We start from the raw sequence: 25,430 nt of genomic DNA on the forward strand, positions 1-25,430 counted from the left end.
GTGTCCGTCCTCGGTCCGGCGACTCGGCTGCTTGAGCAGGGCTCGGTGACGGACGCCGGCCGCTGCGGGCGGACACCCCCCACCCCGTCCCCTCGCCGCCGTACGCGGCCAGCGGCCCGTGGTGGCGCGCGGTCCGTCAAACGGTCCGTCCTGGCGCAGGCGACTGCTACCCCCTAGGGGCGCGGGGAACTGCGCGACCAGCCACAACGCACCCGCACCCGCCCCACAACCTGACCCGGCACCCCTCAGGCGCCCCGCTCAAGCCCAGCGCAGCGGCACCGCACCCCCCGCCCCAGGACCACCGGACCGTTTGTCACAATAGGGAGACGCTTGTGCGTTCGTTCACAAACCGTTTCCCACCGAAGGTGACCCGTGGACCTCAAGACAGCCTCCGCTCTCCGACGCCTCCGCCTGATCTCCGCTCCTGAGGCGGTCTCGTTCCTGCTCCTGCTCGTCTGCTCGGTGCTGAAGCGGACCACGGACTTCAACGCCGTGCCGGTGATGGGTATGGTCCACGGCGTCCTGTTCATCCTGTACGTGATCTTCTGGTTCGACGCCTGGAACCGCACCAAGTGGTCCGCGAGGACCGGCATCTGGTACTTCGTGCTCTCCGTGCTGCCCACCGGCGGTTTCTTCGCCGAGCGCAGGCTCAAGCGCGAGGCCGAGGACGCCGTCATCGCCTCCCGTGCTCGCAAGGAGCAGGAAGGGACCGTGAACGCATGATCGTCGCCTTTTCCGTGACCCCGCTCGGGGTCGGCGAGGACGTGGGGGAGTACGTCGCCGACGCCGTGCGGGTCGTGCGTGAGTCGGGGCTGCCCAACCGCACCGACGCGATGTTCACCTCGATCGAAGGTGACTGGGACGAGGTCATGGACGTCGTGAAGCGTGCCGTGGCCGCCGTGGAGGCGCGGGCGCCGCGGGTGTCGTTGGTGCTCAAGGCGGACATCCGGCCCACAGTCACGGATGGTCTGACCTCCAAGGTGGAGACGGTGGAGCGGCACCTCGCCGGCTGAACGAGCCCTGAGAGTCGAACCCCGGCCCGCGCGGGCCGGGGTTTTCTCATGCCCGATGTTTGAGCGATCGCTCAAAGATGTGTATCTTCCTGCCCAGGTAGTTTGAGCGATCGCTCAAACAGTCAGCTCACCTGGGGGATTCATGGGGCTCTACATCGAGGCCCGCATCCGTGCCGATCTCGACGACCTCTGGAACCGGACACAGGAACCGTCCCAGCACCAGCGCTGGGACCTCCGCTTCACCCGGATCGCCTACCTCCCGCGCGCGGAGGGCGAGCCGCAGCGCTTCCGGTACGCCACGCGGGTGCTGCCCGGTCTCACCGTCGCCGGCACCGGCGTCTGCGCGGGCGAGCGGGAGCGCCCCGACGGCACCCGCACCTCCGCCCTGCGCTTCTCCTCACCGCACCCGCTCTCGCTCCTGGCGGAGGGCAGTGGTTACTGGCGCTACGTTCCCGATGGCGACGGCGTCCTGTTTCTGACCGGGTACGACTACCGTCCCCGCTGGGGCCGCGTCGGAGTCGTAGCCGACCGACTGCTCTTCCGCCCGCTCATCGGCTGGGCCACGGCCTGGTCCTTCGACCGACTGCGGCTGTGGCTGGAGCGGGGGATCACCCCCGAGCGGGCCTTGTTGAACTGGTTGGCGGAGCTCCTGGCGCGCGCCCTCGTCGTCCTCGTCGCCGGCACCGGACTCGGACTGGAGCGCTCCCTGCACCTCTTCGGCCCGCTGGCCGCGTCGATGGCCTACGTGTCGCCACTTCTCCTCGCCGTCGTCATCTCGCTGGCCCTGTTCACGTCACCCCTGCCCGGCACCCCGGCCGCCCGCCGCTGTCTGCGCCGGCCCGCCACACGCGTGCGTGCGCCGCGCGTCCTTCACACCTTGGAGACCCCGCGATGACCTCGATGTTCCGCACGGTGATGGGCGCCGACTTCGACCGTCTGCACCCTCAGCTCCAGCGCCGCTTCTCCGTCGGCCTGACGACCGGTGAGGCCTGCACCGGCCGGGGCGTGATGGACCGCGTCTGGCACGGCGGGGCCTTCGTGAAGCCCTTCCTGGCCCTCGGCGCGACCCGCAACATCCTGGTGCCGAGACCGGGGCGCAACGTGCCGTTCGTGATCGAGAACGTTCCCTACGTGGACACCTACGGCCGTGAGACGGTGACCTTCGTGCGCACCTTCCACCTGTCCGGCCGCCCCCGCCGCTTCGACGCCCAGATGGTGCTGAGCCCCAAGGGCGACCGCATCCTCGACTACCTCGGCACCCACCAGCACCTGGCCAGCGAACTCCACTTCCGGGCCGAGCCCGACGGCTCGCTGCTGATCCGCTCCGGGGAGCACCGGTTCCGGGAGGGCGTGGTGGACGTCCGGGTGCCCGAGCTGATCGGCGCGACCGCGGAGGTGCGGGAGTCGTACGACGACCAGGCGGGCCGTTTCCGTATCCGGGTCCGGGTCGTCAACCGGTACTTCGGTCCGCTGTTCGGTTACGAAGGTTCCTTCGAGGCCACGTACAGCGACATCGCCGCCTGCGGAGTCCGCCCCGGTCTCCGTCCCCTCCGCGAGGAGGCGCGCGCATGAGCCCCGAGTCCGCGAAGGCCTTGGAGACGAAGGCCAAACTCCTGGAGGGCGCCCTGCGTGTCCTCACCGAACAGGGCATCGCCAAGACCTCTGCCCGTACGGTCGCGGCGGCCGCCGGGGTCAACCAGGCCCTGGTCTTCTACCACTTCGGTTCCGTCGACGAACTCCTCGCCGCGGCCTGCCGTTACGGGGCGGAGCGCGCGGTGGCCCGCTACCGGGAGCGGCTGGCCGCCGTGACCTCGCTGTCCGAACTCCTCGCGGTGGGACGCAAGGTCCACGAGGAGGAGCGGGCCGGCGGACATGTGGCCCTCCTCGGCCAGCTGCTGGCCGGCGCCCAGACGCACGCCACCCTCGGCCCCGCCACCGCGGCGGGCCTGGAGCTGTGGATCGCCGAGATCGAGCAGGTCCTCACCAGAGTCCTCACGGCCACGCCCTTCGGCGAGTTCGCCGACCCCGCGGGCCTGGCCCGGGCGGTGGCCGCCTCGTTCGTGGGCATCGAACTGTACGAAGGAGTCGACGCGGCCGGCGCCACGTCGGCCCTGGACGCCCTGGAGCAGCTCGGCGTGCTCGTCGCCGCGCTGGAGGACCTGGGCCCGGTCGCCCAGCGCGCGGTGCGCCACCACCTCCGCAGGACCGGCCGCCGCTGACCGTTCCTAGAGACTGAGCGGGAGTGAGTCCTGTTGCCAGGGTTCATGCTCAGCCGAACGTCCCGAACGGTGTTGGGCGTTCTGGTTGCCCGCGTTCGCTCCGCGGTCCGGCGGCACGCATCTGGTGCGTGGTCCGGGAACGGGAGGGCGGGGTCCCTCACGCCCAAGGGCACGCCGGTCGGCCTGGACGGTCCGATGCCCCGCACGATCACTCCGGTCGTGTGGGGGCGGTGCCGTCCGTCGCCGGATCGGGTGCCCCTGGGCGTGCCGTCCGATCGCGATGCTCGCCGCATCGTGACGGGTGGTTTTGCGGTTTGTGCTGGTGAGGGGCTTCTGCCAGTGCTGGGCGCCCCACTTGGAGGTGTAGGCCGGGTCCACAGCGATGATCGCAATGCCGGTCCGGTCGGCCATCGAGGTCAGCCGGGCGCGGAGTCTGCCGGTGGGCATGCCGGAGATCAGCTGCCGGAACCGCTTGCGGCGGCCGTGCTTTTCGCGGGTCTTCTCCGCCGTGAAGTCCAGGTCCTCCACCGCGATGGCCTTCACCCCGCAGGTTGTGGCCCAGTGCAGGAGCCGGGTGAGGGCGTGGCGGACCTGGGCGTCACGGTGATTGGCGGTGCCGGTGAGGTCGTAGAAGAACCGGCGGGGGCTCCCGGTCGGGTTGCCGTGGATGTCGAGGCGCCAGGCGGCGAGGTGGTCGGCGTTCATGTCGACGCCGATCACCCCGTGCGCGAGCGCGGCGGCCAGTGGGACGGTGTGGGAGGCCGGGATCTGCCAGGACGCGGTCACATACCAGCGGCCCCGGGCCACATCCAGGTGGATGCGGTAGGCGACGGCCCGGTTGGCCGCCACCCGGTCCGCCCACTCCTGCCCCCGGTACGCAAACCGCGCCTGTGCGGCGAGGACGTACCGGCCGTGCGGGGCATTGGCCAACTCCCTCAGCGGGGCGGGGAGTTTGATGCTGACCTCGCCGTCCGGGCTGATACGGATCGTCTCGTTGCCGTACCGCTTCCCGGACTCGCCATCCGCCTGCAAAAACCAGCGCTCCGCCTCCCAACGCCGCCGCCACTGGTCCTCGGTCAGCTGCGCGGCATGCAACTGTGACGGGTGCGGGCCAGCTGTTTCCCGCCCCGCACCACATGCACGACACCGGCCTCCCAGTCCCCCCGCGCGCGTTCCAGCCGGTCCTCCAGGACGCGCAGGCGGCGGGACTTGGCGTGCCACTCCCGCGTACTGCGGTAGCCGCCGGGCGCCTGCTTCGAACCCTTCTGGCCGACCGGCAGCGACAACCGGTGCGCGATCGTACGGATCCCCGCCTCAAGAGACTGGATGTGGGAGAGCAGACCACGCCGGGCCAGCGCCCACTGATCATGCGTGGCCTTGGTGAGCGAACCCGCCCACCGGGACGACGACACCGCCGTCAGGCCCCGCTTGCGCGCGGCCCACTTCTCCGCGGAATGCTCCAGTCCATCCGCGCACCGCACCTTCAGATCCCGGGAGGCGAGGGATCCGAGGTGCGCGCCGACCAGCGCGAGGACCTTCTCATCGGCGGGCGTCAGCTGCTTGAGCCTCGTACGGACCGCCACACCCGAGGGACCGGGCACGACGAACGACGCCACAAGCTCCCGCAACCCGCCCACCCCCTGCACGACCTGTCGACAATCCGGTCATCACATGCAACGAGCCCTACCCGGAAAGGTCACGCATTCGACAGGCGAACCCTGATTCCCCTCCCGGGGGTCGCCCACGACGGCCTGACCGACCCTGGGAGAACATCCCCATGGGCCAGTCGACCGAGGCGCCTCCAGACATTCGCCGGGCCCCTCCGCGCTCACGCACACACGCCAGAACACACTCGTACCCAGTCAAACTCCAGCGGTTCGCAACCCCGTCGTCCCACCCCGACCCGAGAGGACCCCATGTCCGACAGCCTCTACGAGATCCTCGACGACCGCTTCCGGCCCTGCACCAACGGCGACAGCAGGCTGGAGGTCCTGTACGACGGCTGCCGCTGGGCCGAGGGACCTGTCTACCTGCCCGCCTGGCGGCAGCTCGTCTGGAGCGACATCCCGAACGACCGCCTCCTGCGCTGGGACGAGACCACCGGCACGGTCGGCGTCTTCCGTACCCCGGCCGGCAACACCAACGGCAACACCGTCGACCCCCGGGGGCGCCTCGTCAGCTGCGAACAGGGCAACCGGCGCGTCACCCGCACCGAGCCCGACGGCACGGTGACCGTGCTGGCCGAGCGCTATCAGGGCAAGCGCCTGAACAGCCCGAACGACTCCGTCGTACGCTCCGACGGCACGATCTGGTTCTCCGACCCGGACTTCGGCATCCTCAGCGACTACGAGGGACACCGGGCCGAGTCCGAGATCGGCGCGTGCCATGTGTACCGGATCGATCCGGACACGGGCGAGGTGTCTCTCGCCGCGGACGGGCTGGACGGGCCCAACGGGGTGATCCTGTCCCCCGACGAGCGGCGACTGTACGTCTCCGACTCACGGGCGGCCCGGATCCACCAGTACGACGTCCACGCCGACGGCACGCTCTCCGGCGGCAAGGTCTTCGCCGAGGCCCGCGGGGGCGTCCACTTCGACAACATCCGCTTCGACGACGAGGGCCGACTGTGGGCTGCCGCCCTGGCCGACGGCATCCATTGCTACGACCCGGACGGCACCCTGATCGGCCGCGTCCGGGTACCCGAGCCGGTGGCCAACGTGACCTTCGGGGGCCCGAAGGGCAACCGGATGTTCATCGCGGCCACGACTTCTCTGTACTCCCTGGTGATGTCGGTGACGGGGGCGCGGAGGGTGTAGCGGTTGTGGGGCGGGTGCGGGTCGGTGGGGGGCTGGCCGCGCAGTTCCCCGCGGGGCCGCTGCGCTGGGCTTGAGCGGGGCGCCTATGGGGGTGCCGGGTGATGTTGTGGGGCGGGTGCGGGCCCGTGGGGGCTGGTCGCGCAGTTCCCCGCGCCCCTGGGGGGGAGTCACCTGCGCCAGGACGGGACCCCACCTCGGCACCGACCCACCCACCACCGGAGCCGCACGGGCCGCCGCAGGCATCCAGGGGCGCGGGGAACTGCGCACAACGCCCGCCCCCGCCGAACCCGCACCCGAAACCGAACCCGCACGCACCGTCTGAAAGGCGAGACGGTGCTGACCACGATGTGACCGGCCGGTAAGGTCGGTGCCGTGCCGAAGCCGCTCAGTCTTCCCTTCGACCCCATCGCCCGCGCCGACGAACTCTGGAAGCAGCGCTGGGGAAACGTGCCGTCGATGGCCGCGATCACCTCGGTCATGCGTGCGCACCAGATCCTGCTCGGCGAGGTCGACGCGGTGGTCAAGCCGTACGGGCTGACGTTCGCGCGGTACGAGGCGCTGGTGCTGCTCAACTTCTCCAAGGCCGGCGAGCTCCCGATGTCGAAGATCGGCGAGCGGCTCATGGTGCACCCCACGTCGGTCACCAACACCGTGGACCGCCTGGTCAGGTCCGGTCTGGTCGACAAGCGCCCCAACCCCAACGACGGCCGCGGCACCCTCGCCTCCATCACCGACAAGGGCCGCGAGGTCGTCGAGGCAGCCACGCGGGACCTCATGGCCATGGACTTCGGGCTCGGCGTGTACGACGCCGAGGAGTGCGCGGAGATCTTCGCGATGCTGCGGCCGCTGAGGATCGCCGCGCGGGACTTCGACGAGGACTGACCCGGGGCAAGATCTCCCGGAACGCGTGGTTACGCTCATAGGCATGAAAAAGAGCGTGCTGACCCGCTACCGCGTCCTGGCCTACGTCACCGGCGTGCTGCTGGTCCTGCTGTGCCTGAGCATGATCGCCAAGTACGGCCTGGACATCGACGGTGCCGCGGACTTCACCCGCGTCGTCGCGATCGCGCACGGCTGGCTGTACGTCGTCTACCTCGTCTTCGCCTTCGACCTGGGCTCCAAGGCGAAGTGGCCGGTCGCCAAGCAGCTGTGGGTCCTGCTCGCCGGGACGATCCCCACGGCGGCCTTCTTCGTCGAGCGGAAGATCAGCCACGAGCTGGAGGGCAAGATCGTCGACGCGTCTCCGGCGCCCGTCAAGGTGTAACGCGTCACCCCAACCGCCGTACGGCACGCGTACGGCGGTCGTCCTTCGACGTTTACTTGGACGTCCTAGTAACTTCAATGGTATGGACGCTGACGCCATCGAAGAGGGCCGCCGACGCTGGCAGGCCCGGTACGACGCCTCGCGGAAGCGCAAGGCGGACTTCAGCACGCTCTCCGGGGACCCCGTGGAGCCGGTGTACGGGCCACGGCCGGGGGACAGGTACCAGGGCTTCGAGCGGATCGGGTGGCCGGGGGAGTACCCCTTCACGCGCGGGCTGTATCCGACCGGCTACCGGGGCCGGACCTGGACCATCCGGCAGTTCGCCGGGTTCGGGAACGCCGAGCAGACCAACGAGCGGTACAAGAAGATCCTCGCCGACGGGGGCGGTGGTCTGTCGGTCGCCTTCGACATGCCGACGCTCATGGGGCGGGACTCCGACGATCCGCGCTCGCTCGGCGAGGTCGGGCACTGCGGGGTCGCCATCGACTCGGCCGCCGACATGGAGGTCCTGTTCCGGGGCATCCCGCTGGGTGACGTGACGACCTCCATGACGATCAGCGGGCCCGCAGTCCCCGTCTTCTGCATGTACCTGGTCGCCGCCGAGCGGCAGGGCGTGGATCCGTCCGTCCTCAACGGCACGCTCCAGACGGACATCTTCAAGGAGTACATCGCGCAGAAGGAGTGGCTCTTCCCGCCCGAGCCGCACCTGCGCCTGATCGGCGACCTCATGGAGTACTGCACGGCCGGCATCCCCGCCTACAAACCGCTGTCCGTCTCCGGGTACCACATCCGTGAGGCCGGTTCGACGGCCGCGCAGGAGCTGGCGTACACGCTCGCGGACGGGTTCGGGTACGTCGAGCTGGGGCTCGGCCGCGGGCTCGACGTCGACGTGTTCGCGCCCGGGCTGTCCTTCTTCTTCGACGCGCACGTCGACTTCTTCGAGGAGATCGCCAAGTTCCGGGCGGCGCGGCGCATTTGGGCGCGGTGGATGCGGGACGTGTACGGGGCGCGGTCCGAGAAGGCGCAGTGGCTGCGGTTCCACACCCAGACCGCGGGCGTCTCGCTGACCGCGCAGCAGCCGTACAACAACGTCGTCCGTACGGCGGTGGAGGCGCTGGCGGCGGTGCTGGGCGGGACCAACTCCCTGCACACCAACGCGCTGGACGAGACCCTCGCGCTGCCGAGCGAGCAGGCCGCGGAGATCGCGCTCAGGACTCAGCAGGTGCTCATGGAGGAGACCGGGGTCGCCAACGTGGCCGATCCGCTGGGGGGTTCGTGGTTCGTGGAGCAGCTGACGGACCGGATCGAGGCGGACGCGGAGAAGATCTTCGAGCAGATCAGGGAGCGGGGGCTCAGGGCGCATCCGGACGCGCGGCATCCCATCGGGCCCATCACGTCCGGGATTCTGCGGGGAATCGAGGACGGGTGGTTCACGGGCGAGATCGCGGAGGCGGCCTTCCGGTACCAACAGGCCCTGGAGAAGGGTGAGAAGAGGGTCGTCGGGGTGAACGTCCACCACGGGTCGGTCACCGGCGACCTGGAGATCCTGCGCGTGAGCCACGAGGTGGAGCGGGAGCAGGTGCGGGCACTGAGCGGTCGTAGGGCCGCCCGGGACGAGACCGGCGTACGAACCGCCCTGGACGGCCTGCTCGCCTCCGCCCGCGACGGGTCCAACATGATCGGACCGATGCTGGACGCGGTGCGGGCGGAGGCGACGCTCGGGGAGATCTGCGGGGTGCTGCGGGAGGAGTGGGGGGTGTATACGGAGCCGGCGGGATTCTGAGCTCACCCGCGCGCCTCACTCCATGCGCCTCACTCCATGCCGGTCCCCGCCGGACCCGTCCCCGTCAAACCCGTCAACAGCACCTGGGTGAAGCCGTGCACCCATGCCGCGTCCGCCGGTTCCGCGCTGACCAGCGTGCGGTGGACCACCGCTCCGGCCACCATGTCGAAGATCAGGTCGGCCGTGCGGGCCGCCTCGACGGGGTCCGCCTGCCCAGGGAGTTCGCCGCGGGCCTGGGCGCGTTCCCGGCCCTCCAGGACCAGTCGTTTCTGGCGCTCGACGATCGAGGACCGGATGCGCTCGCGCAGCGCGTCGTCGCGGCATGACTCCGCCACCACCGCCATCAGGCCGTTCTTCGCCTCCGGACGCGCCAGGATCGCCGCGAACTGGAGGACCACGCCCTCGATGTCCGCGGCGAGGGTCCCGCTGTCGGGGAGTTCCAGCTCGTCGAAGAGTTCGGCCACCGCGTCGACGACGAGTTCGTTCTTGCCGGCCCAGCGGCGGTAGAGGGTGGTTTTCGCGACTCCCGCACGGGTAGCCACATCTCCCAGCGTCAGCTTCGACCAGCCCAGCTCCACCAGCGCCGCCCTCGTCGCCGCGAGGATCGCGGTGTCCGCGGCGGCGCTGCGCGGGCGGCCCGCGGCGCGGGGGGCGGGGGTGCGGCTCTGCATCCTCCGACCATAACCGGCCGTTCTCGAGGCGCAGTGAGAGAGATCACGGGGGTGGGGTACCAGGCAGGCACTCGGTGCCATTACGCTACGACTCGTAGCGAAAGCTCGCGACGGACGTACGCGAGCGGCGGTGCGTACGGCGCGGGGTGGGGACCCGGCGTCAGGACCGTGCCGTACGACCGGGTTTCACCATGCTTTTCACAGACGCGCGCTCACGGGGGAGGATAGACGCATGCAGCCACGGAACATGTCCATGAGCGGAGTCGTCGACCTCGCCGCGGTGAAAGCGGCCCAGGAGGCCAAGGCGAAGGCGGAGCAGGCGCGCGCCGAAGCGGCCCGGCACGGTGGCGGCCCGGGTGCCGTCTCCCCGGCCGATCTCGTCATCGACGTAGACGAGGCGGGTTTTGAACGCGAGGTTCTGCAGCGGTCCACCGAGGTCCCGGTCGTCATCGACTTCTGGGCCGAGTGGTGTGAGCCCTGCAAGCAGCTGAGCCCGGTGCTGGAGCAGCTCGTCGTCGAGTACAACGGACGCCTGCTCCTCGCCAAGATCGACGTCGACGCCAACCAGATGCTGATGCAGCAGTTCGGGGTGCAGGGCATCCCGGCCGTGTTCGCCGTCGTCGCCGGACAGGCCCTGCCGCTCTTCCAGGGCGCGGCCGGCAAGGAGCAGATCCAGCAGACCCTGGACCAGCTGGTGCAGGTCGCCGAGCAGCGCTTCGGACTGACCGGCCTCACCGTCGACCCGGACGCCGAGCCGGGCGCCGCCCCGCAGCCCGCGGCCGTGGCGGCGGGCCCGTACGACGCCCTCCTCGAAGCCGCCGTACGCGCCCTGGACGCCGGGGACTTCGGCGGTGCCGTCCAGGCGTACAAGAACGTACTGAGTGACGACCCCGGTAACAGCGAGGCCAAACTGGGGCTCGCCCAGGCCGAGTTGCTCCACCGGGTGCAGAGCCTGGACCCGCAACAGGTGCGCAAGGAGGCGGCCGAGAAGCCGGGTGACGCGCAGGCGCAGATCGCCGCCGCCGACCTCGATCTGGTCGGCGGGCATGTCGAGGACGCCTTCGGGCGGCTCATCGACACCGTGCGGCGCACGGCGGGGGACGAGCGGGACACCGTACGGCTGCGGCTCCTTGAGCTCTTCGAGGTCGTCGGTGCCGACGACCCGCGGGTGGCGGCGGCGCGCAGGGCCCTGTCCCGCGCCCTGTTCTGACCAGTTGCTAAACACTCCGCCATGTGATGCCGGAGTGAAAAATTTGCCGTCGAGAGGTCACTGCGGCCGCACTTTGCCAAAACTTGGCAATTGCGGCCGCTGTTACTTCCAGTAAGCCAGAGGCGTTGATCTGTCGGGTTCTGTCCATCGATCAACTGCTTTGTCATCCCCCTGGTTGCCACCCAGCGTCGCCGACCGAGATCAGCGGGTCGTTGTTCGGTTATCCGCCCGTTACTACCGAGTAACGAAGCCCCTTGTGCGGGCGGCGAGAATGCACCACGATCGGCGACGCTCGGTCCTTTCCCGTACCCCGACAGCCGGTCGGGCCACGGGATTCCGTGGGTCCCCACCGAGCAGAGCCGGCGGCAGGTGCGCCGGCTCTTGGACAGGGGGGTCTTCGCCCATCCGGCGAAGCCTGTCCAGCAAGGTTGTGCGTGATGCGTGTCAGGCACGACCAGTGGTTGTGTCGCTCGGGGGTGATCGCCGGTGATCGGTGCGCGGTTCGCGCCTCCGAGTGCGGGCGCTCTCCTTCCCGAGGACGTAGCACTTCTCCCATCCCTGCCCGGCTGAGCCGTCCTTTCGAGAGGGCAGTCAGGGCCAGGAGATGTACGTCCGAGAAGGAGGAAATATGGAGTCCCAGGTGCGTGGCGGGACAAGATGGAAGCGGTTCGCTGTGGTGATGGTGCCCAGCGTTGCCGCCACGGCAGTGATAGGTGTGGCCCTCGCGCAGGGCGCGCTTGCCGCGTCGTTCAGTGTGTCGGGGCAGGAGTTCAAGGTCCGGGCCGGCGAGCTCGTCGGCACCGACATGAACCAGTACGGCTCCATAGACTCGGGCAAGAGTCTTGAGGGCAAGGACGAGGCGCACCCGGTGTCGGTCTCGGCGTTCAGCCACGCCACCATCACCGACATGTGTCAGTCCGTGGTCACCCCGGTTCCGTTCCTGAACAAGTCGGTCACCCTGAAGCTGACCGCGGGTGACAAGGGCACCAAGGTCGAGGCCGACCAGATCTACATCGATGTCGCCAACCTCGACGCGAAAGATGCCGTGTTCTCGGGCATCAACATCGGCGTCCCTGCCGGGACCACCAGCGGGAACACGCCGAAGCCCAAGAGCGGGGAGAAGGCCAACCCGTTCGGGTTCGCCCAGCAGGCCGACAAGGCCGTGCTGACCGATGTGAAGCAGACGGCGTGGGCCACCACGGCCGGCACCTTCAAGCTCTCCGACCTCCACATGGGGCTGAGCTGGGGCAGCGGCGCGGGAATCGAGTGCTACTAGGCGCTCAGTGACGGGCGGGGGAGCCGTTACGGTCCCCCGCCCGCCATCTCCCGCCCGTCGCCCGTCGCCCTCACATCCCCTCACCTTCTTCATCGCGATACACCCTCATCAAGAGCAACGCCGCACCAGGGAGCTGTTTTCCATGAGCGCCGAGAGTCCTGCCGCGCCCGGCCAGTTCGCCCACCGGAGGCAGCAGTTCCGCGCCTGGCGGGGCAGCCGCCCGTTCTGGGCGGGGCTGTTCGTCCTGATCAGCGGCCTCCCGATCATGTACTTCCCGTACGCGCACCTCAAGCTCGGTGGCCTGACCATCGCCATGGCCACCACGGCGGGCGCAGGATCCCTGATCATCGGCGTACTGCTCGTCGTCCTGGGCATCACCCTCTGGTTCCAGAAGCACGTACGCACCTTCGCGGGTGTCGCCGCGATCATGCTCGGCCTTGTGTCCCTCCCCGTCTCCAACTTCGGCGGCTTCATCGTCGGCTTCCTCTTCGCGCTGCTCGGCGGGGCGTTGGCCGTGGCGTGGGCGCCGGGCGTACCGCCCGCGGAGGAGCCGGCCAGGCAGGACACGACCGGTGAGGGCGGCGCGCCCGAGGCCACGGACTACGACACCACGCTCCTGCGGCCGGTGAACCCGGTGGGCGAGCCGAACGATCTGTCAGGAACGAGCCCGGTCAACGGGGCGAACGGGAGGCACAGTGCCGGCTGACGAGGTGACCCACGGGGCTGACGTGGACGCGTCCCGTGCGAGATCCGGGCCCCGCCACGCGGCACCCAAGAAGCCGCTGTTCAACAGGTTCCACATGCCGGCCGGCAAGGCGATAGCCATGGCGGCGATGCCGACGGCCGTGCTCATGGGCATCGGGTTCACGCCGACGCTCGCGCTGGCCGATGACGCGCCGACCGCGAAGAGCCTGACGGCGGACGAGTACAAGGACTGCGTCGCGGCACTGACCGGCAGCGCGTCCCCGTCCGCCTCGGCGAGTTCGTCCCCGTCCACCGGTGACACCACGGCGACTCCGTCCCCGTCGGCCTCCTCCGGCTCGGGGTCGGACTCCGGCTCGGGTTCGAAGGGCTCCTCCTCGTCGGATTCGGGTTCCGACGACAAGGCCACGCCCACGCCCACGCCTTCGGCGTCCGCCTCCGCCGACAAGGGGGAGAGCTCCTCCTCCGGCTCCGGCGGCTCCGCCACCGCCACGCCGTCCCCGTCGCCCTCCGCGAGCGACGACGGCAACCTGCTGACGGACATCGGCGACGCGATCACCGGGATCTTCACGGGCGGCTCCGGCTCCGGCGATGCGTCCAGCGCAAGCCCTACGCCGACCCCCTCGGCCTCGGCGTCCAAGAGCGCCGACGACAGCGCGGGTGGCACTGCGGGCGACACCGTCAAGGAGACGACCGACAAGGTCACCGACACGGTGAAGAACACCGTGAAGGACACGGCCGACTCGGCGTCCGAGGCGGCGAAGGACACCACCAAGGCCGTGCAGGACGCCACCAAGACGGCCGAGGAGGCGGCGGCGGACGCCACGGCCTCCCCGAGCCCGTCGGCGAGTTCCAGTACGGACCCGGAGGACTGCCCGGCCGCCACGGACGACGTCGGCGACACCGAGCCCGGTGTGACGGTGGCGGACAACGCCTGGACCCTCAAGGCCAGTTCGCTGCTGCTCAAGGGAGCCGACTACCAGGGTGTCGTCAAGGTCAGGACCGCGAGCGGCAAGACCAAGAAGGTGCTGAAGTACGTCATCTCCGGCGGCACCGAGATCGGTGACCTCCACCAGACCGTCACCGAGCAGGGCACCACGTACCACGTGCAGGCGGGCAAGGGCATGAAGCCGTCCACGATCACCGGCGACAAGACGATCATGTACACCGAGAGCATCTCCGGCAACCTGCTGGGGCTGATCCCGGTCACGTTCAGTCCGGACAGCCCCCCGCCGCTGAACATCCCGCTGATCTACTTCACCAATGTGACGGTCCAGCAGGCCGCCCAGTACGGCGGGACGCTGACCGTGCCCGGGATGCGCCAGTACACCACTGACTGACCTCACCCCCCGAACCTTTCCGGGAGCCGCACAACACGCTGAGGGTGCCCTCTTCACAGGGGGTGCCCTCAGCGCGTACACGAGCCCATAAGGGCTATCGAGTCCCTCGCGTAAACCTCTTCACAATTTTCACAGAGTTCCCGTAGCCTCATTCTTGCCGTGGACATGACCATCTGGGGCGCGGGGGCCTTACCGGGGACACACGTTGTTCCACGGCGTCATGACGTGCGAGTGAAGCTCCCGCCGACCACAGCGACGGGGACTTCTCACCTTGACACCGATATCTCTCGGCCGCCCGCTGCGCAGGGCGGCCGCTCTCGCTCTCGCGGGCGCCGTGACCGCCGTAGTGGCGCTCACGGCGGCGCACGACGCGCCTTCCACCGACAGGACGGCCGCCGCCCGCAGCGACACCGCCCCGCTGATCGAGCAGGCCGCAACCGACGGCACCGGCCTCCTGCCGCTCCTCGCCCGCGGCAAGGACGGCCACCTCTGGGACTACGAGGCCAAGGGCACCGGCGGCTGGAAAGCCCGCGCGGACCTGGGCACCGGCTACTCGGTGGCCACAGCGCTCGTCCAGGCCAACATCTCCGACAGCGGCCGGGGCAACGACCTCTACTTCCGGATGGGCGGCACCCTCTACTACACCGCCGAACGCGGCAACGACACCAAGGTGCTGGGCACCGGCTGGGACCAGTACAACCTCCTCGTGTCCGTCGGGAACATGGCCGGCAGCGCCCAGGCGGACCTGGTCGCCCGCGGCACCGACGGCCAACTGTGGCTCTACCAGGGCAAGGCCGACGGCACCCTCGCCGCCCGGGTCCGGATGAAGGACTCCACCGGCTGGAACGGCATGAGCGTCATCGCCGGGCGCGGTGACTACACCGGTGACGGCATCGCCGACCTCATCACCCGCAACAGCGCCGGCAGCCTGCTCATCTATCCGGGCACCGGCAAGGCCACCGCGGACGCGGTCCTCGGCACCACCATCACGGCGGCCACGACGGGCTGGAAGGACTACACCGCGGTCGTGTCGACGGGAGACAACACCGGCGACGGCAAGGCGGATCTGATGGCCGTCGACGCGGCGGGCGCCCTCTGGCTCTACAAGGGGACCGGCGCCGCGAGCGCCCCCTTCAGCGCCCGTACACAGATCGGCACCAGCGGCTGGACCCAGTACAACCTGCTGTTCTGAGCCCCCTTCCCGCCGTTCTCACAGACAGGTTTCCCATGCGTACGAACGCACGCAGACGGGGGCTCTTCACGAGATCCCGTTTCCTTCCCCTGACCGCGATGGCCCTCGCCGGCGCTATCGCGGTGACGGGCGGTCAACTCCCCGACCCCACCGCGCGGTCCGAGCGGACCGCGACCGCCGCCGACCCCGTCCCCACCGCCTTCGACGCGAAGGCCGCCGAGCGCGTCCGCCAGGAGCAGTGCCTCCTCAGCGGGGTCCTGCGCAAGGGCGGCCCGGAGATGAAGGAGGTCGCCCGGGCCGGTCTGATCGGCACCGAGGACCAACTGCACACGGCGGCCGACCCGTCGTACTGGAAGGACACCGCGCTCCACACGGCGTACAACAAGGACAAGGACGCCGCCGACGCCAAGATGGACGAGCTGGCCGCCCGCCCCATGGTGTGGCAGGCCTCCCTCGGCGTCCAGACCCCGCCCCCGTCCTACACCTACACCGGGTTCACGTGGGTGGAGGACAAGGACGACCCGTTCGGCAAGATCGGTCTCGGCGGCTGGGTCGCCGCCCAGTTCTGGAAGGACGAGGGCGACTTCTACGCCGACCCGCATCCCCTGGCGAACAAGGCTTCCGTCGACGCGGCCACGGCGGTCTACAAGGCCCGTTACTCTCCCGACGCCTACGAGGACTACAAGGACCGCCAGGCGTGGGAGTCGCTGCAGTTCATGCACGACATGTACGCCGACGACGCCCGCCTGTTCCTCCAGTACGGCGGTTTCCCGACCACCGCGCCCGACCCGGACTCGATGGAGTTCCGGATCGACGTCGAGAACCTCAAGGCCCGCTTCGCGTCCTGCGCCTACACCGACCCCCAGGACCCGCACGAGGTGCTCGGCGCCGAGATCGCCACGGCCCACACCGAGTGGCAGGCGGAGATCGACGGTCAGAAGACGCAGCGGGACGCCATCATCCGGGCCGAGAAGCAGGCCAACGCAGACCTTTCGACGGCGTCACAGGCGCTCGGTGAGGCGCTCGGGCAGTCGCTGATCGCGAGCCGGCTCACGGACTGGCAGGCCTACTGGACGGGCCAGAAGGCCGCCGACCACCCGATCGACTACCCGACCACGGCCGAGTTCACCAAGGTCAAGAAGTGGATCGCGGACGCACAGGGCCGGGCCGGCGGACGGCTCTACGTCGCCTCCCGCGCCGCGCTGTCCGCGAAGACCCAGGCCGACGCGGTCACCGAGGCACAGACCCAGGCGTACGGCATCGCCGACGCGGCCGGTCTGCCGCGCGGCCGGGGTCTGTTGCACGGTCAGCAGGCCGCGCAGGTGACCAAGGCGTCCGCGGCGGCGGCCCAGGCCGCGGCGAAGGCCGTGGAGACCGCGTTCAACGCGACGCGCGCCTCCGCCGCAGACAGCAAGACGCTCGACTCCCTCGCCAACACCCAGGCGCACGCGGCCAAGGCCGAGTTCCGGCGCATCGCCGCGCAGGAGGCCGAGGCACAGGCCAAGGCCGCCGCCGAGGGTGCCGCCGCGCAGGCCGAGGAGGCGGCCAAGCACGCCGCCGAGGCCAAGGCCGCCGAGAACAAGGCGAAGGCGGCCGAGCAGACCGCGAAGACCGCGGCCGCCGACGCCAAGGCCAAGCGGCAGAAGGCCGAGGCCGAGCGGGACTACGCCAAGTCGCAGGCGGACCTCGCCGCGGCCGAGCGGCAGAAGGCGCACGAGGCCGAGGGCCGCGCCCAGTCCCAGCGTCAGGTCGCCGCCGACAAACTGTCCGCCGCGCAGGCGGCGGGCGGTACGGCGGCCGACAAGAAGGACGCCGCACTCGCCGCCGAGAACCGGGCGAAGAACGCCCGCAATGGCGCCCTCGCCGCCGAGGACCGCCGCGACGCCCTCGTCGCCAAGGCCGAGGCCGCGGAGGCACTGCTGGCCGCCGTGGACGGTACCGCCGACGCCATCGAGGCGCGGCAGGCCGCCACCAAGGCCCGCTCGGCGGCCGACGACGCCACCGCCGCGGCCACGGCGGCCCGGCAGGCGGCGAACGAGGCCACGGCGGCCGCCACCAACGCCCGTGAGGCCGCCACCAGGGCCCAGGGGGCGGCCAAGCGCGCCCAGGCCGCCGCGGACGGCGCTCAGCGCGATGTCGCCATCACCGGGGCCGCGGTGACGAAGGCCCACGCGGCCGCCGCCGACGCGATCGCCGCGTCCAGGGCCGCCAAGTGGAACGCCATCGCCGCCAAGGCCGAGGCCGAGACCGCGCAGAAGGCCGCCGCCAAGGCCCGCGGCGACGCGTTGGTCGCCCGCTCCGAAGCCACCCTCGCGGGCGCCGACGCGATCCGCACCGCCGGACACGCCTACTCCACCGCCCAGGCCGCCGCGGCGGCCCGGGACTCGGCGGCGCAGGTCGTCAAACCCGCCAACGACGCCATCGAGTTGGGCTCCCCGTACGCGGAGACCGACTCCTCTGCGGGTCTCGCGGTGCTGACGGGTCAGGCCGCGAAGACGGCCGCCCAGCAGCAGGTCGCCGTCGCCAACGCCAAGGCGGCGCAGGCCAAGAAGGCGGCCGCCGAGGCCAAGGCCCTCGCGGCCAGGGCGGACGCCGACGCGAAGGCGGCGGCCGAGGCGGCGGCGAACGCGGCCGAGTGGGCCGCGCAGGCCAGCACCTCGGCAGCGGCGGCACAGGCTTCGTCGGACGCGGCGGCAGCCTCCGCCAAGGCGGCGCAGCGGTCCGAGGCCAACACCGTCGAGTACGACAAGCAGGCGGTGGCCGACGCGGCCGCCGCGCAGACCGCGGCCACCGCCGCGGACGGCTACGCCACCGACGCGGACTCCTCCGCCGACGAGGCCGAGCGGGACGCGGCCAGCGCCCGCAGCGCGGCCGACGCGGCCGAGGCCGACGCCTCCACCGCGCGGTCCGTCGCCGACAAGGCGGAACAGGACGCGACCGTCGCCGAAGCGGCTGCGGCCAACGCCCGCAACCTCGCGGTGGAGGCCGCCGAGGCCGCCATCCGCACCCAGCAGGTCGACTTCGAGGACCGCAAGGAGCAGGAACGCACCGCCGAGGGCGGCGGCACCGGCGTCGAGGGCGTCGTGATGAAGCCCAGCGGCGACTCCAAGGTCGACATCAACCCGCTGAGCGACTGCGTGGGCAGCCACTCCGGGGGCGACATCGGCTGCGAGATCGACCTGGAATTCCACATCTACGGCGAGATGGACTTCTACATCGAGTCCTGCCCGCTGCCCGGTGTGGACCGCGCCCACTGCGGCTCGGCCATCCAGCGCGACTACCTCACCAGCTCCCCCCTGGACGTCAAGTTCAAGGAGGAGGACGTCCACGTCGACGGGCTCAAGCTCACCGAGTCCGTCCTCAAGGCGATCGCCACGGGTGCCGTCGCGGACATCGTCGGCTGCGCCAAGGGCAAGATCAGCAGCTGCGCCTGGCTTTTCGGCAGCATCATCATCCCGGGCCTCCTGGTGAAGGCGGCGGAGGCGGCGTTCGCGGTCCGTACGGCGATGCGGGGCGGGGCCGGGCTCGGCCGTGCCATCTGGGGTCTGCGCGGCTCGGGCCTTTCGGCGTCCGCGGCGGCCCGGCTGGAGAACCTCGGCCGGCAGGCCCTGAACTCCATGTGCTTCCCGGCTGGTACGAAGATCACCACCGAGCACGGCGCCAAGCCCATCGAGGACATCAGGACCGGCGACCGGGTCTGGGCACAGGACCCGGAGACGGGTGAGCGCCGGCTGCGCACGGTCGCCGGCGTGATGGAGCGCACCGCCGGTGCCCTGGTCTCGGTAGACATCGGCACGGAGACCCTGCGGGCCACCACCGAGCATCCGTTCTGGGTGCGGGGCAAGGGTTGGACGGGTGCCGAGGCGCTGCGTCCCGGCGACCGGCTGACCACCCTGGACGGCAAGGGCGCGCGGGTCGAGTCGGTGACGAAGAAGCGCGGCCCGGTCCAGGTGTTCAACTTCGAGGTCGAGGGCGACCACACCTATTTCGTGGGTACGTCGAAGGTGCTGGTGCACAATGCCTGTCGGATCTGGCCGAACAACATGGCGGTCACTCTCGAACAGGAACTCGCCACCGCCGAGAGGCTGGGCATCCGCCCGGCCAAGCCGGGTTCCGCGAACTGGGACAAGTACATCGACATGGACGGCGAAAAGATCAAGTGGGCTGTGCTCCAGGACGGGCAGCTCGTCATCATGCCGAAGATGGTGGGCAAGGATGAGCTCTCCCACCCCGTGCTGAGCGGCGGCGCCCCGGTGCAGGCCGCCGGTGAGGCCCAGATCGCGGGCAGCGGCGGCCAGTACTTCGGGCTGGAGATCGACGCTCACAGCGGGCACTTCTTCAAGCCGGGCGACCCGTTCTGGGCCCCGGGCGGCGGTGCCGAACAGCTCGGCAAGGAGATGTTCGAGGCGGCGGGGGTGATGTTCGGGTGACCGGGGCCTTCGAGGAGCTCGACCGACTCGACCTCGACGGCCATGTGCGTCGCTGGTCGGCGCCGGGCGCCGCCACGGTCGACGGAGACGTGAGCCAGTGGATGGCCGCGGCCCAGCAGTTCGCCGCCCGGCTTCAGGTCCGTCCGGACGGGCCGACCTGGCTGACCGAGGAGCAGTGGGGCGAGATCGGGCACGCGTGGGCGGCGCTGCTGGCGGCTGCCGAGCGGTCCGTCGGCGGGCAGGGCAACGAGTGGCTGCTACGGGACCTGTGGCTGCGGTCCTGGCTCCTCGACCACATGGGCCCGCGCGCCGGCGTCGCATTGCTCGACCCCGAGGCCGTGCTCGAACGTGCGCTTGCCGCCATGCCCATGTCCGTGGAGGAGGCCGACAGGGCGGCCTCGTGGTGGCGGGAGGTGAAACCGGACGAGATCCTGACGTTCCGTAAGCGGATCCTGGAGCTTCGGATGATCCGACGGCTGCTCGCCACGGTGAGGCCGCTGGCCGCGCATCTCGCGGATCACCCCCGTTGGAGTGAGGTCGAGGAGTGGGCGCGGGTGGCTGAAGCACTGCCGTAGCCCCCGGCAACGACCGAGGGCGCCCCCTGTCACAGGGAGCGCCCTCGGTGTCGTACAGCCTCTTACCGTCAGCCTCTTACTGGGCCGCGCCGCTCAGGTGATGCACCCGCAGCATGTTGGTGGTGCCGGCGACGCCGGGGGGTGAGCCGGCCGTGATGATGACGATCTCGCCCGGGTTGAAGCGGTTGATCTTGGCGATCTCCTGGTCGACCATGTCGACCATCTCGTCCGTGGTGTTCACGAACGGCACCACGTGCGACTCCACGCCCCAGCTGAGCGCCAGCTGGTTGCGGGTGTTCTCGTCGGTGGTGAAGGCGATGATCGGCTGCTGTGCGCGGTAGCGCGACAGGCGCCGGGCGGTGTCGCCGGACTGGGTGAATGCCACCAGGCCCCGGCCACCGAGGAAGTCGGCGATCTCGCAGGCCGCGCGGGCGACCGAACCGCCCTGGGTGCGGGGCTTCTTGCCGGGGACCAGCGGCTGCAGGCCCTTCGACATCAGCTCCTGCTCGGCGGCGACGACGATCTTCGACATCGTCTTCACGGTCTCGATCGGGTACGCGCCCACGCTCGACTCCGCCGACAGCATGACCGCGTCCGCGCCGTCCAGGATCGCGTTGGCCACGTCGGAGGCCTCGGCGCGGGTCGGGCGGGAGTTGGTGATCATCGACTCCATCATCTGGGTCGCCACGATCACCGGCTTGGCGTTGCGGCGGCACAGCTCGATGAGGCGCTTCTGCACCATGGGGACCTTCTCGAGCGGGTACTCGACGGCCAGGTCACCGCGGGCCACCATGACGGCGTCGAACGCCATCACGACGTCCTCCATGTTGTCCACCGCCTGCGGCTTCTCCACCTTGGCGATGACGGGGACCCGGCGGCCCTCCTCGTCCATCACCTTGTGGACGTCGGCCACGTCCTTGGCGTCCCGGACGAAGGACAGCGCGACCATGTCGCAGCCCATGCGCAGCGCGAAACGGAGGTCCTCGACGTCCTTCTCGCTCAGCGCGGGGACGTTGACCGCCGCGCCGGGCAGGTTGATGCCCTTGTGGTCGGAGACGACACCGCCCTCGATGACCATCGTCTTGACCCGCGGGCCATCGACGTCCAGGACCTTCAGCTCGACGTTGCCGTCGTTGATGAGGATCTGGTCGCCGCGGGAGACGTCACCGGGCAGGCCCTTGTAGGTCGTCCCGCAGATGGTCTTGTCACCCGGGACGTCCTCGGCGGTGATGACGAACTCGTCACCGCGCTCCAGCTCCACCGGCCCCTCGGCGAAGGTCTCCAGGCGGATCTTCGGGCCCTGCAGGTCGGCGAGGACACCGATGGCCCGGCCGGTCTCCTTGGCGGCGGCACGGACGCGGTCGTACCGCCCCTGGTGCTCGGCGTGCGTGCCGTGGCTGAAGTTGAAACGGGCCACGTTCATGCCGGCTTCGATCAGCGAGACCAGCATCTCGTGGGAGTCGACCGCGGGGCCGAGAGTACAGACGATTTTCGAACGGCGCATGGGGCGATCCTATCGGTTTGTTTCCCTGCGGAATATTCCGTCTGGCGGAAGATACAAATGGGCGGGGTCGCGCTCAGTTGCGGTTACTGCTCGGTCGCTTTTTCTTCGACCAGTGCGTAGGTCTGTGTCGCGATTTCCAATTCTTCGTCCGTCGGCACCACGGCCACCGCCACCCGGGCGCCCGCCGGCGAGATGAGTCGCGGCTCGTCGCTCCGTACGGCGTTCAGCGCGTCGTCCACCGCCAGGCCCAGGGGCTCCAGGCCCGCCACGGCGGCCTCGCGCACCGGTGCCGCGTTCTCCCCGACGCCGGCCGTGAACGCGATCGCGTCCACGCGGCCGAGCACCGCGTAATAGGCGCCGATGTACTTCTTCAACCGGTGAATGTAGATGTCGAATGCGAGCTTCGCCTGTTCGTCGCCCTCGTCGACCCGGCGGCGGATCTCCCGCATGTCGTTGTCCCCGCACAAGCCGATCAACCCGCTCTTCTTGTTGAGAAGAGTGTCGATCTCGTCCGTGGACATTTCGCCAACACGCATCAAATGGAAGATGACGGCGGGGTCCAGGTCTCCGGAGCGGGTACCCATCACGAGTCCCTCCAAAGGCGTCAGTCCCATGGAGGTGTCCACGCACCTGCCGGCCCGGACCGCGGAGGCGCTCGCGCCGTTGCCCAGGTGCAGCACGATCACGTTGACGTCCTCGGGCGCCCTGCCGAGCAGCTTCGCGGTCGCCCGGGACACGTACGCGTGCGAGGTGCCGTGGAAGCCGTAGCGCCGGACGCGGTGTGCGTCGGCGGTCTCCACGTCGATCGCGTAGCGCGCCGCGGACTCCGGCATCGTGGTGTGGAACGCGGTGTCGAAGACGGCGATCTGGGGCAGGTCCGGGCGCAGCGTCCGCGCGGTGCGGATGCCGGTGAGGTTGGCCGGGTTGTGCAGCGGGGCGACCGGGATCAGGCGCTCGATCTCGGCGAGCACGGTCTCGTCGATCACCGTCGGCTCGGTGAAGGTCTTGCCGCCGTGCACGACCCGGTGCCCGATGGCGGCCAGTTCGGGGGAGTCCAGGCCGAGGCCGTCCTGCGCCAGCTCCTGCGCCACGGCCTTCAGCGCGGCGTCGTGGTCGGCGATCGGGCCGGTCCACTCCCGCGCCACACCCGAGGCGAGCGGCGTGTGCTTCAGCCGCGAGGACTGCTCACCGATGCGCTCGACGAGCCCCGCCGCGAGCCTGCTGCTGTCCCGCATGTCGAGCAGCTGGTACTTGACCGACGACGAGCCGGAGTTGAGGACGAGGACGCGGGTGGCGCTCACTGGGCGGTGGCCTTCTCTGTCGCGAGGGTCGAGGTCTGGGCCTGGATCGCCGTGATGGCGACGGTGTTGACGATGTCCGAGACGAGGGCGCCCCGGGACAGGTCGTTGACGGGCTTGCGCAGGCCCTGGAGCACCGGCCCGACGGCGATCGCGCCGGCCGAACGCTGCACGGCCTTGTAGGTGTTGTTGCCCGTGTTGAGGTCCGGGAAGATCAGGACCGTCGCCTGCCCGGCCACGTCCGACTCCGGCAGCTTGGTCTCCGCGACGGTCGGCTCGACCGCGGCGTCGTACTGGATCGGCCCCTCGATCCTCAGGTCGGGCCGCCGCTGCCGTACCAGCCCGGTGGCCTCGCGCACCTTGTCCACGTCGGCGCCCGAGCCCGACGTACCGGTGGAGTACGACAGCATCGCGATCCGCGGCTGCACGCCGAACTGCTCGGCGGTCGCCGCCGACTGGATGGCGATGTCGGCGAGCTGCACGGCGTCGGGGTCGGGGTTCACCGCGCAGTCGCCGTACACCAGCACCTTGTCGGCGAGGCACATGAAGAAGACCGACGAGACGATGTCGGCGTCCGGCTTGGTCTTGATGATCTCGAAGGCCGGGCGGATGGTCGCCGCCGTGGAGTGCACCGAGCCGGACACCATGCCGTCGGCGAGGCCCTCCTGGACCATCAGCGTGCCGAAGTAGTTCACGTCGGAGACGACGTCGTAGGCCAGCTCGACGGTGACGCCCCGGTGGGCCCGCAGGGCCGCGTACTTCTCGGCGAAGGCGTCGCGCAGTTCGGAGGTCGCCGGGTCGATCAGCCGGCAGTCGCCGAGGTCGATGCCGAGGTCGGCGGCCTTCTTGCGGATCTGGTCGACCGGGCCGAGCAGCGTGAGGTCGCAGACGCCCCGGCGCAGCAGCACCTCGGCCGCGTGCAGCACGCGCGGCTCGGTGCCCTCGGGGAGCACGACCCGGCGCTTGTCGGAGCGGGCCGTCTCCAGGAGCTTGTGCTCGAACATCATCGGCGTGAGGCGGTCGCTGCTCGGCGCGGAGACCCGGCGGGCGAGCTCGGCGGTGTCGGCGTACCGCTCGAAGAGACCGAGCGCGGTCTCCGCCTTGCGCGGTGTGGCGGCGCTCAACTTCCCTTCCAGGGCGAAGAGTTCGGCGGCGGTGGGAAAGCTGTTGCCCGCCACCGAGAGCACCGGGGTGCCGGGGGCCAGGCGGGCGGCGAGGGTCAGGACCTCGTCGCTCGGCACCTCGTTCAGGGTGAGCAGCACGCCGGCTATCGGCGGGGTGCCGGCGCTGTGCGCGGCGAGCGAGCCGACGACCAGGTCCGCGCGGTCGCCCGGGGTGACCACCAGGCAGCCCGGGGTCAGGGCGTTCAGGAAGTTCGGCAGCATCGCGCCGCCGAACACGAAGTCCAGCGCGTCCCGGGCGAGCCCGGAGTCGTCGCCGAGGATCACCTTCGCGCCGAGCGCCTGGCCGATCTGGGCGACGGTGGGCGCGGCGAGCGCGGGCTCGTCCGGCACGACATAGCAGGGCACGGGCATCCGGCCCCGGAGCCGCTCGGCGATCTCGTCGCGGTCCTCGCGGGCCACCCGGTTGGTGACCATGGCGAGGACGTCGCAGCCCAGGCTGTCGTAGGCCCGGTAGGCGTTGCGGGTCTCCGCGAGCACCGACTCGGCGGGCTGCGTGCGGCCGCCCACGACCGGGATCACGGAGGCACCGAACTCGTTGGCGAGCCGGGCGTTGAGCGCGAGTTCGTCCGGCAGCTGGGTGTCGGCGAAGTCGGTGCCGAGGACCAGGACGACGTCGAAGTCGCGGGCCACCAGGTGGAAGCGGTCCACCAGGGTGGAGACCAGCTCGTCGGTGCCGCGCTCGGCCTGCAGCGCGGAGGCCTCCTGGTAGTCGAGGCCGTAGACGGTGGCCGGGTCCTGGGCGAGCCGGTAGCGGGCGCGCAGCAGCTCGAAGAGCCGGTCGGGACTGTGGTGCACCAGCGGCCGGAACACCCCCACCCGGTCGACCTGGCCGGTCAGCAGCTCCATCACCCCCAGCTCGACGACCTGGCGGCCGTCGCCGCGGTCGATCCCGGTCACGTACACGCTGCGGGTCACGCGAGCTCACTCCGTTTCCTGGACGGCATAAAAATCGC

20 protein-coding genes and 1 pseudogene are annotated in these 25,430 nt (G+C 70.4%); 16 read left to right on the forward strand and 5 right to left on the reverse strand.

From position 1 onward, the window contains the following. The first annotated feature begins 372 nt into the window (after positions 1 to 372). The 5 genes from ACIRP7_RS42225 to ACIRP7_RS42245 all read left to right on the forward strand — a co-directional run bounded on the left by ACIRP7_RS42225 (position 373) and on the right by ACIRP7_RS42245 (position 3,232). Positions 373 to 723: a DUF3817 domain-containing protein gene (locus ACIRP7_RS42225; RefSeq protein WP_403671273.1), complete on the forward strand. Its 351-nt coding sequence runs from the start codon at positions 373 to 375 to the stop codon at positions 721 to 723. Further along, positions 720 to 1,013, forward strand: coding sequence for an MTH1187 family thiamine-binding protein (locus tag ACIRP7_RS42230; RefSeq protein ID WP_352392349.1), 294 nt, complete (start codon positions 720 to 722; stop codon positions 1,011 to 1,013). Before ACIRP7_RS42225 ends, ACIRP7_RS42230 begins: the two co-directional genes overlap by 4 nt. 142 nt (positions 1,014 to 1,155) lie before the next feature. Next, the gene (locus ACIRP7_RS42235; protein WP_403671277.1) at positions 1,156 to 1,908 is read left to right on the forward strand and encodes a hypothetical protein; all 753 of its coding nucleotides are present in this window, start codon (positions 1,156 to 1,158) and stop codon (positions 1,906 to 1,908) included. Further along, complete coding sequence (locus tag ACIRP7_RS42240) at positions 1,905 to 2,585, forward strand: DUF4166 domain-containing protein (RefSeq protein WP_403671279.1); 681 nt, start codon at positions 1,905 to 1,907, stop codon at positions 2,583 to 2,585. The genes ACIRP7_RS42235 and ACIRP7_RS42240 overlap by 4 nt, the downstream gene beginning before the upstream one ends. Continuing rightward, positions 2,582 to 3,232: a TetR/AcrR family transcriptional regulator gene (locus tag ACIRP7_RS42245; protein WP_403671282.1), complete on the forward strand. Its 651-nt coding sequence runs from the start codon at positions 2,582 to 2,584 to the stop codon at positions 3,230 to 3,232. The genes ACIRP7_RS42240 and ACIRP7_RS42245 overlap by 4 nt, the downstream gene beginning before the upstream one ends. A gap of 6 nt (positions 3,233 to 3,238) precedes the next feature. Here ACIRP7_RS42245 and ACIRP7_RS42250 read toward each other — a convergent pair. Beyond that, positions 3,239 to 4,869, reverse strand: a pseudogene (locus tag ACIRP7_RS42250) (IS200/IS605 family accessory protein TnpB-related protein). A 279-nt stretch (positions 4,870 to 5,148) separates the two neighbouring features. On the opposite strand from ACIRP7_RS42250, the gene ACIRP7_RS42255 reads away from it, so the two are divergent. The 4 genes from ACIRP7_RS42255 to ACIRP7_RS42270 all read left to right on the forward strand — a co-directional run bounded on the left by ACIRP7_RS42255 (position 5,149) and on the right by ACIRP7_RS42270 (position 9,095). Then, positions 5,149 to 6,048 (forward strand): SMP-30/gluconolactonase/LRE family protein, encoded by a 900-nt coding sequence (locus ACIRP7_RS42255; RefSeq protein ID WP_403671285.1) that lies wholly within the window; start codon positions 5,149 to 5,151, stop codon positions 6,046 to 6,048. Between the two features lie 372 nt (positions 6,049 to 6,420). Further along, positions 6,421 to 6,930, forward strand: coding sequence for a MarR family winged helix-turn-helix transcriptional regulator (locus ACIRP7_RS42260; RefSeq protein ID WP_403671287.1), 510 nt, complete (start codon positions 6,421 to 6,423; stop codon positions 6,928 to 6,930). A gap of 43 nt (positions 6,931 to 6,973) precedes the next feature. Then, positions 6,974 to 7,312: a DUF3817 domain-containing protein gene (locus ACIRP7_RS42265; RefSeq protein WP_403671290.1), complete on the forward strand. Its 339-nt coding sequence runs from the start codon at positions 6,974 to 6,976 to the stop codon at positions 7,310 to 7,312. 82 nt (positions 7,313 to 7,394) lie between these two features. Further along, positions 7,395 to 9,095, forward strand: coding sequence for a methylmalonyl-CoA mutase (locus ACIRP7_RS42270; RefSeq protein WP_403671293.1), 1,701 nt, complete (start codon positions 7,395 to 7,397; stop codon positions 9,093 to 9,095). A gap of 29 nt (positions 9,096 to 9,124) precedes the next feature. On the opposite strand, the gene ACIRP7_RS42275 is transcribed toward ACIRP7_RS42270, so the two are convergent. Continuing rightward, positions 9,125 to 9,766, reverse strand: a complete 642-nt coding sequence (locus tag ACIRP7_RS42275; RefSeq protein ID WP_403671296.1) for a TetR/AcrR family transcriptional regulator — start codon at positions 9,764 to 9,766, stop codon at positions 9,125 to 9,127. A gap of 232 nt (positions 9,767 to 9,998) precedes the next feature. Here ACIRP7_RS42275 and ACIRP7_RS42280 point away from each other — a divergent pair, with 232 nt between their 5' ends. The 7 genes from ACIRP7_RS42280 (at position 9,999) to ACIRP7_RS42310 (ending at position 20,491) form a co-directional block, all read left to right on the forward strand. After that, the gene (locus ACIRP7_RS42280) at positions 9,999 to 10,976 is read left to right on the forward strand and encodes a tetratricopeptide repeat protein (protein ID WP_403671299.1); all 978 of its coding nucleotides are present in this window, start codon (positions 9,999 to 10,001) and stop codon (positions 10,974 to 10,976) included. A 628-nt stretch (positions 10,977 to 11,604) separates the two neighbouring features. Further along, positions 11,605 to 12,252 carry a DUF6230 family protein gene (locus tag ACIRP7_RS42285; protein ID WP_403671302.1) on the forward strand — a complete coding sequence of 216 codons (648 nt, stop codon included), beginning with the start codon at positions 11,605 to 11,607 and terminating at the stop codon, positions 12,250 to 12,252. Positions 12,253 to 12,394: 142 nt separating this feature from the next. Continuing rightward, the gene (locus ACIRP7_RS42290; protein WP_403671305.1) at positions 12,395 to 12,958 is read left to right on the forward strand and encodes a DUF6114 domain-containing protein; all 564 of its coding nucleotides are present in this window, start codon (positions 12,395 to 12,397) and stop codon (positions 12,956 to 12,958) included. After that, complete coding sequence (locus ACIRP7_RS42295) at positions 12,948 to 14,294, forward strand: hypothetical protein (RefSeq protein ID WP_403671308.1); 1,347 nt, start codon at positions 12,948 to 12,950, stop codon at positions 14,292 to 14,294. The genes ACIRP7_RS42290 and ACIRP7_RS42295 overlap by 11 nt, the downstream gene beginning before the upstream one ends. Positions 14,295 to 14,565: 271 nt before the next feature. Beyond that, the gene (locus ACIRP7_RS42300; protein WP_403671311.1) at positions 14,566 to 15,486 is read left to right on the forward strand and encodes an FG-GAP repeat domain-containing protein; all 921 of its coding nucleotides are present in this window, start codon (positions 14,566 to 14,568) and stop codon (positions 15,484 to 15,486) included. Between the two features lie 35 nt (positions 15,487 to 15,521). Next, the gene (locus tag ACIRP7_RS42305) at positions 15,522 to 19,916 is read left to right on the forward strand and encodes a polymorphic toxin-type HINT domain-containing protein (RefSeq protein WP_403671314.1); all 4,395 of its coding nucleotides are present in this window, start codon (positions 15,522 to 15,524) and stop codon (positions 19,914 to 19,916) included. Then, complete coding sequence (locus ACIRP7_RS42310; RefSeq protein WP_403671317.1) at positions 19,913 to 20,491, forward strand: hypothetical protein; 579 nt, start codon at positions 19,913 to 19,915, stop codon at positions 20,489 to 20,491. Before ACIRP7_RS42305 ends, ACIRP7_RS42310 begins: the two co-directional genes overlap by 4 nt. Positions 20,492 to 20,567: 76 nt before the next feature. Here the strand turns inward: ACIRP7_RS42310 and pyk are convergent, their stop codons facing one another. From pyk to pta, 3 genes are all read right to left on the reverse strand, one after another. After that, on the reverse strand, positions 20,568 to 21,995 hold the full coding sequence (pyk, locus tag ACIRP7_RS42315) for a pyruvate kinase (protein WP_403671319.1): 1,428 nt from the start codon (positions 21,993 to 21,995) through the stop codon (positions 20,568 to 20,570). Between the two features lie 83 nt (positions 21,996 to 22,078). Beyond that, a complete protein-coding gene (locus tag ACIRP7_RS42320) occupies positions 22,079 to 23,296 on the reverse strand; it encodes an acetate kinase (protein ID WP_403671322.1) in 1,218 nt (405 codons plus the stop codon). Next, positions 23,293 to 25,392, reverse strand: a complete 2,100-nt coding sequence (pta, locus tag ACIRP7_RS42325) for a phosphate acetyltransferase (protein ID WP_403671325.1) — start codon at positions 25,390 to 25,392, stop codon at positions 23,293 to 23,295. Before pta ends, ACIRP7_RS42320 begins: the two co-directional genes overlap by 4 nt. Positions 25,393 to 25,430: the final 38 nt, after the last annotated feature.

The organism is Streptomyces sp. NPDC102270 (genome assembly GCF_044766405.1).
Classification (GTDB): domain Bacteria; phylum Actinomycetota; class Actinomycetes; order Streptomycetales; family Streptomycetaceae; genus Streptomyces.

What these genes read in the sequence shown, in the direction of transcription:
- ACIRP7_RS42270 (WP_403671293.1), top strand. Translation starts at nt 7,395, where the DNA reads ATGGACGCTGACGCCATCGAAGAGGGCCGCCGACGCTGGCAGGCCCGG.
- ACIRP7_RS42245 (WP_403671282.1), top strand. Translation starts at nt 2,582, where the DNA reads ATGAGCCCCGAGTCCGCGAAGGCCTTGGAGACGAAGGCCAAACTCCTG.
- ACIRP7_RS42235 (WP_403671277.1), top strand. Translation starts at nt 1,156, where the DNA reads ATGGGGCTCTACATCGAGGCCCGCATCCGTGCCGATCTCGACGACCTC.
- ACIRP7_RS42280 (WP_403671299.1), top strand. Translation starts at nt 9,999, where the DNA reads ATGCAGCCACGGAACATGTCCATGAGCGGAGTCGTCGACCTCGCCGCG.
- ACIRP7_RS42290 (WP_403671305.1), top strand. Translation starts at nt 12,395, where the DNA reads ATGAGCGCCGAGAGTCCTGCCGCGCCCGGCCAGTTCGCCCACCGGAGG.
- ACIRP7_RS42265 (WP_403671290.1), top strand. Translation starts at nt 6,974, where the DNA reads ATGAAAAAGAGCGTGCTGACCCGCTACCGCGTCCTGGCCTACGTCACC.
- ACIRP7_RS42275 (WP_403671296.1), bottom strand. Translation starts at nt 9,766, where the DNA reads ATGCAGAGCCGCACCCCCGCCCCCCGCGCCGCGGGCCGCCCGCGCAGC.
- ACIRP7_RS42240 (WP_403671279.1), top strand. Translation starts at nt 1,905, where the DNA reads ATGACCTCGATGTTCCGCACGGTGATGGGCGCCGACTTCGACCGTCTG.
- ACIRP7_RS42305 (WP_403671314.1), top strand. Translation starts at nt 15,522, where the DNA reads ATGCGTACGAACGCACGCAGACGGGGGCTCTTCACGAGATCCCGTTTC.
- ACIRP7_RS42285 (WP_403671302.1), top strand. Translation starts at nt 11,605, where the DNA reads ATGGAGTCCCAGGTGCGTGGCGGGACAAGATGGAAGCGGTTCGCTGTG.
- ACIRP7_RS42255 (WP_403671285.1), top strand. Translation starts at nt 5,149, where the DNA reads ATGTCCGACAGCCTCTACGAGATCCTCGACGACCGCTTCCGGCCCTGC.
- ACIRP7_RS42230 (WP_352392349.1), top strand. Translation starts at nt 720, where the DNA reads ATGATCGTCGCCTTTTCCGTGACCCCGCTCGGGGTCGGCGAGGACGTG.
- pyk (WP_403671319.1), bottom strand. Translation starts at nt 21,995, where the DNA reads ATGCGCCGTTCGAAAATCGTCTGTACTCTCGGCCCCGCGGTCGACTCC.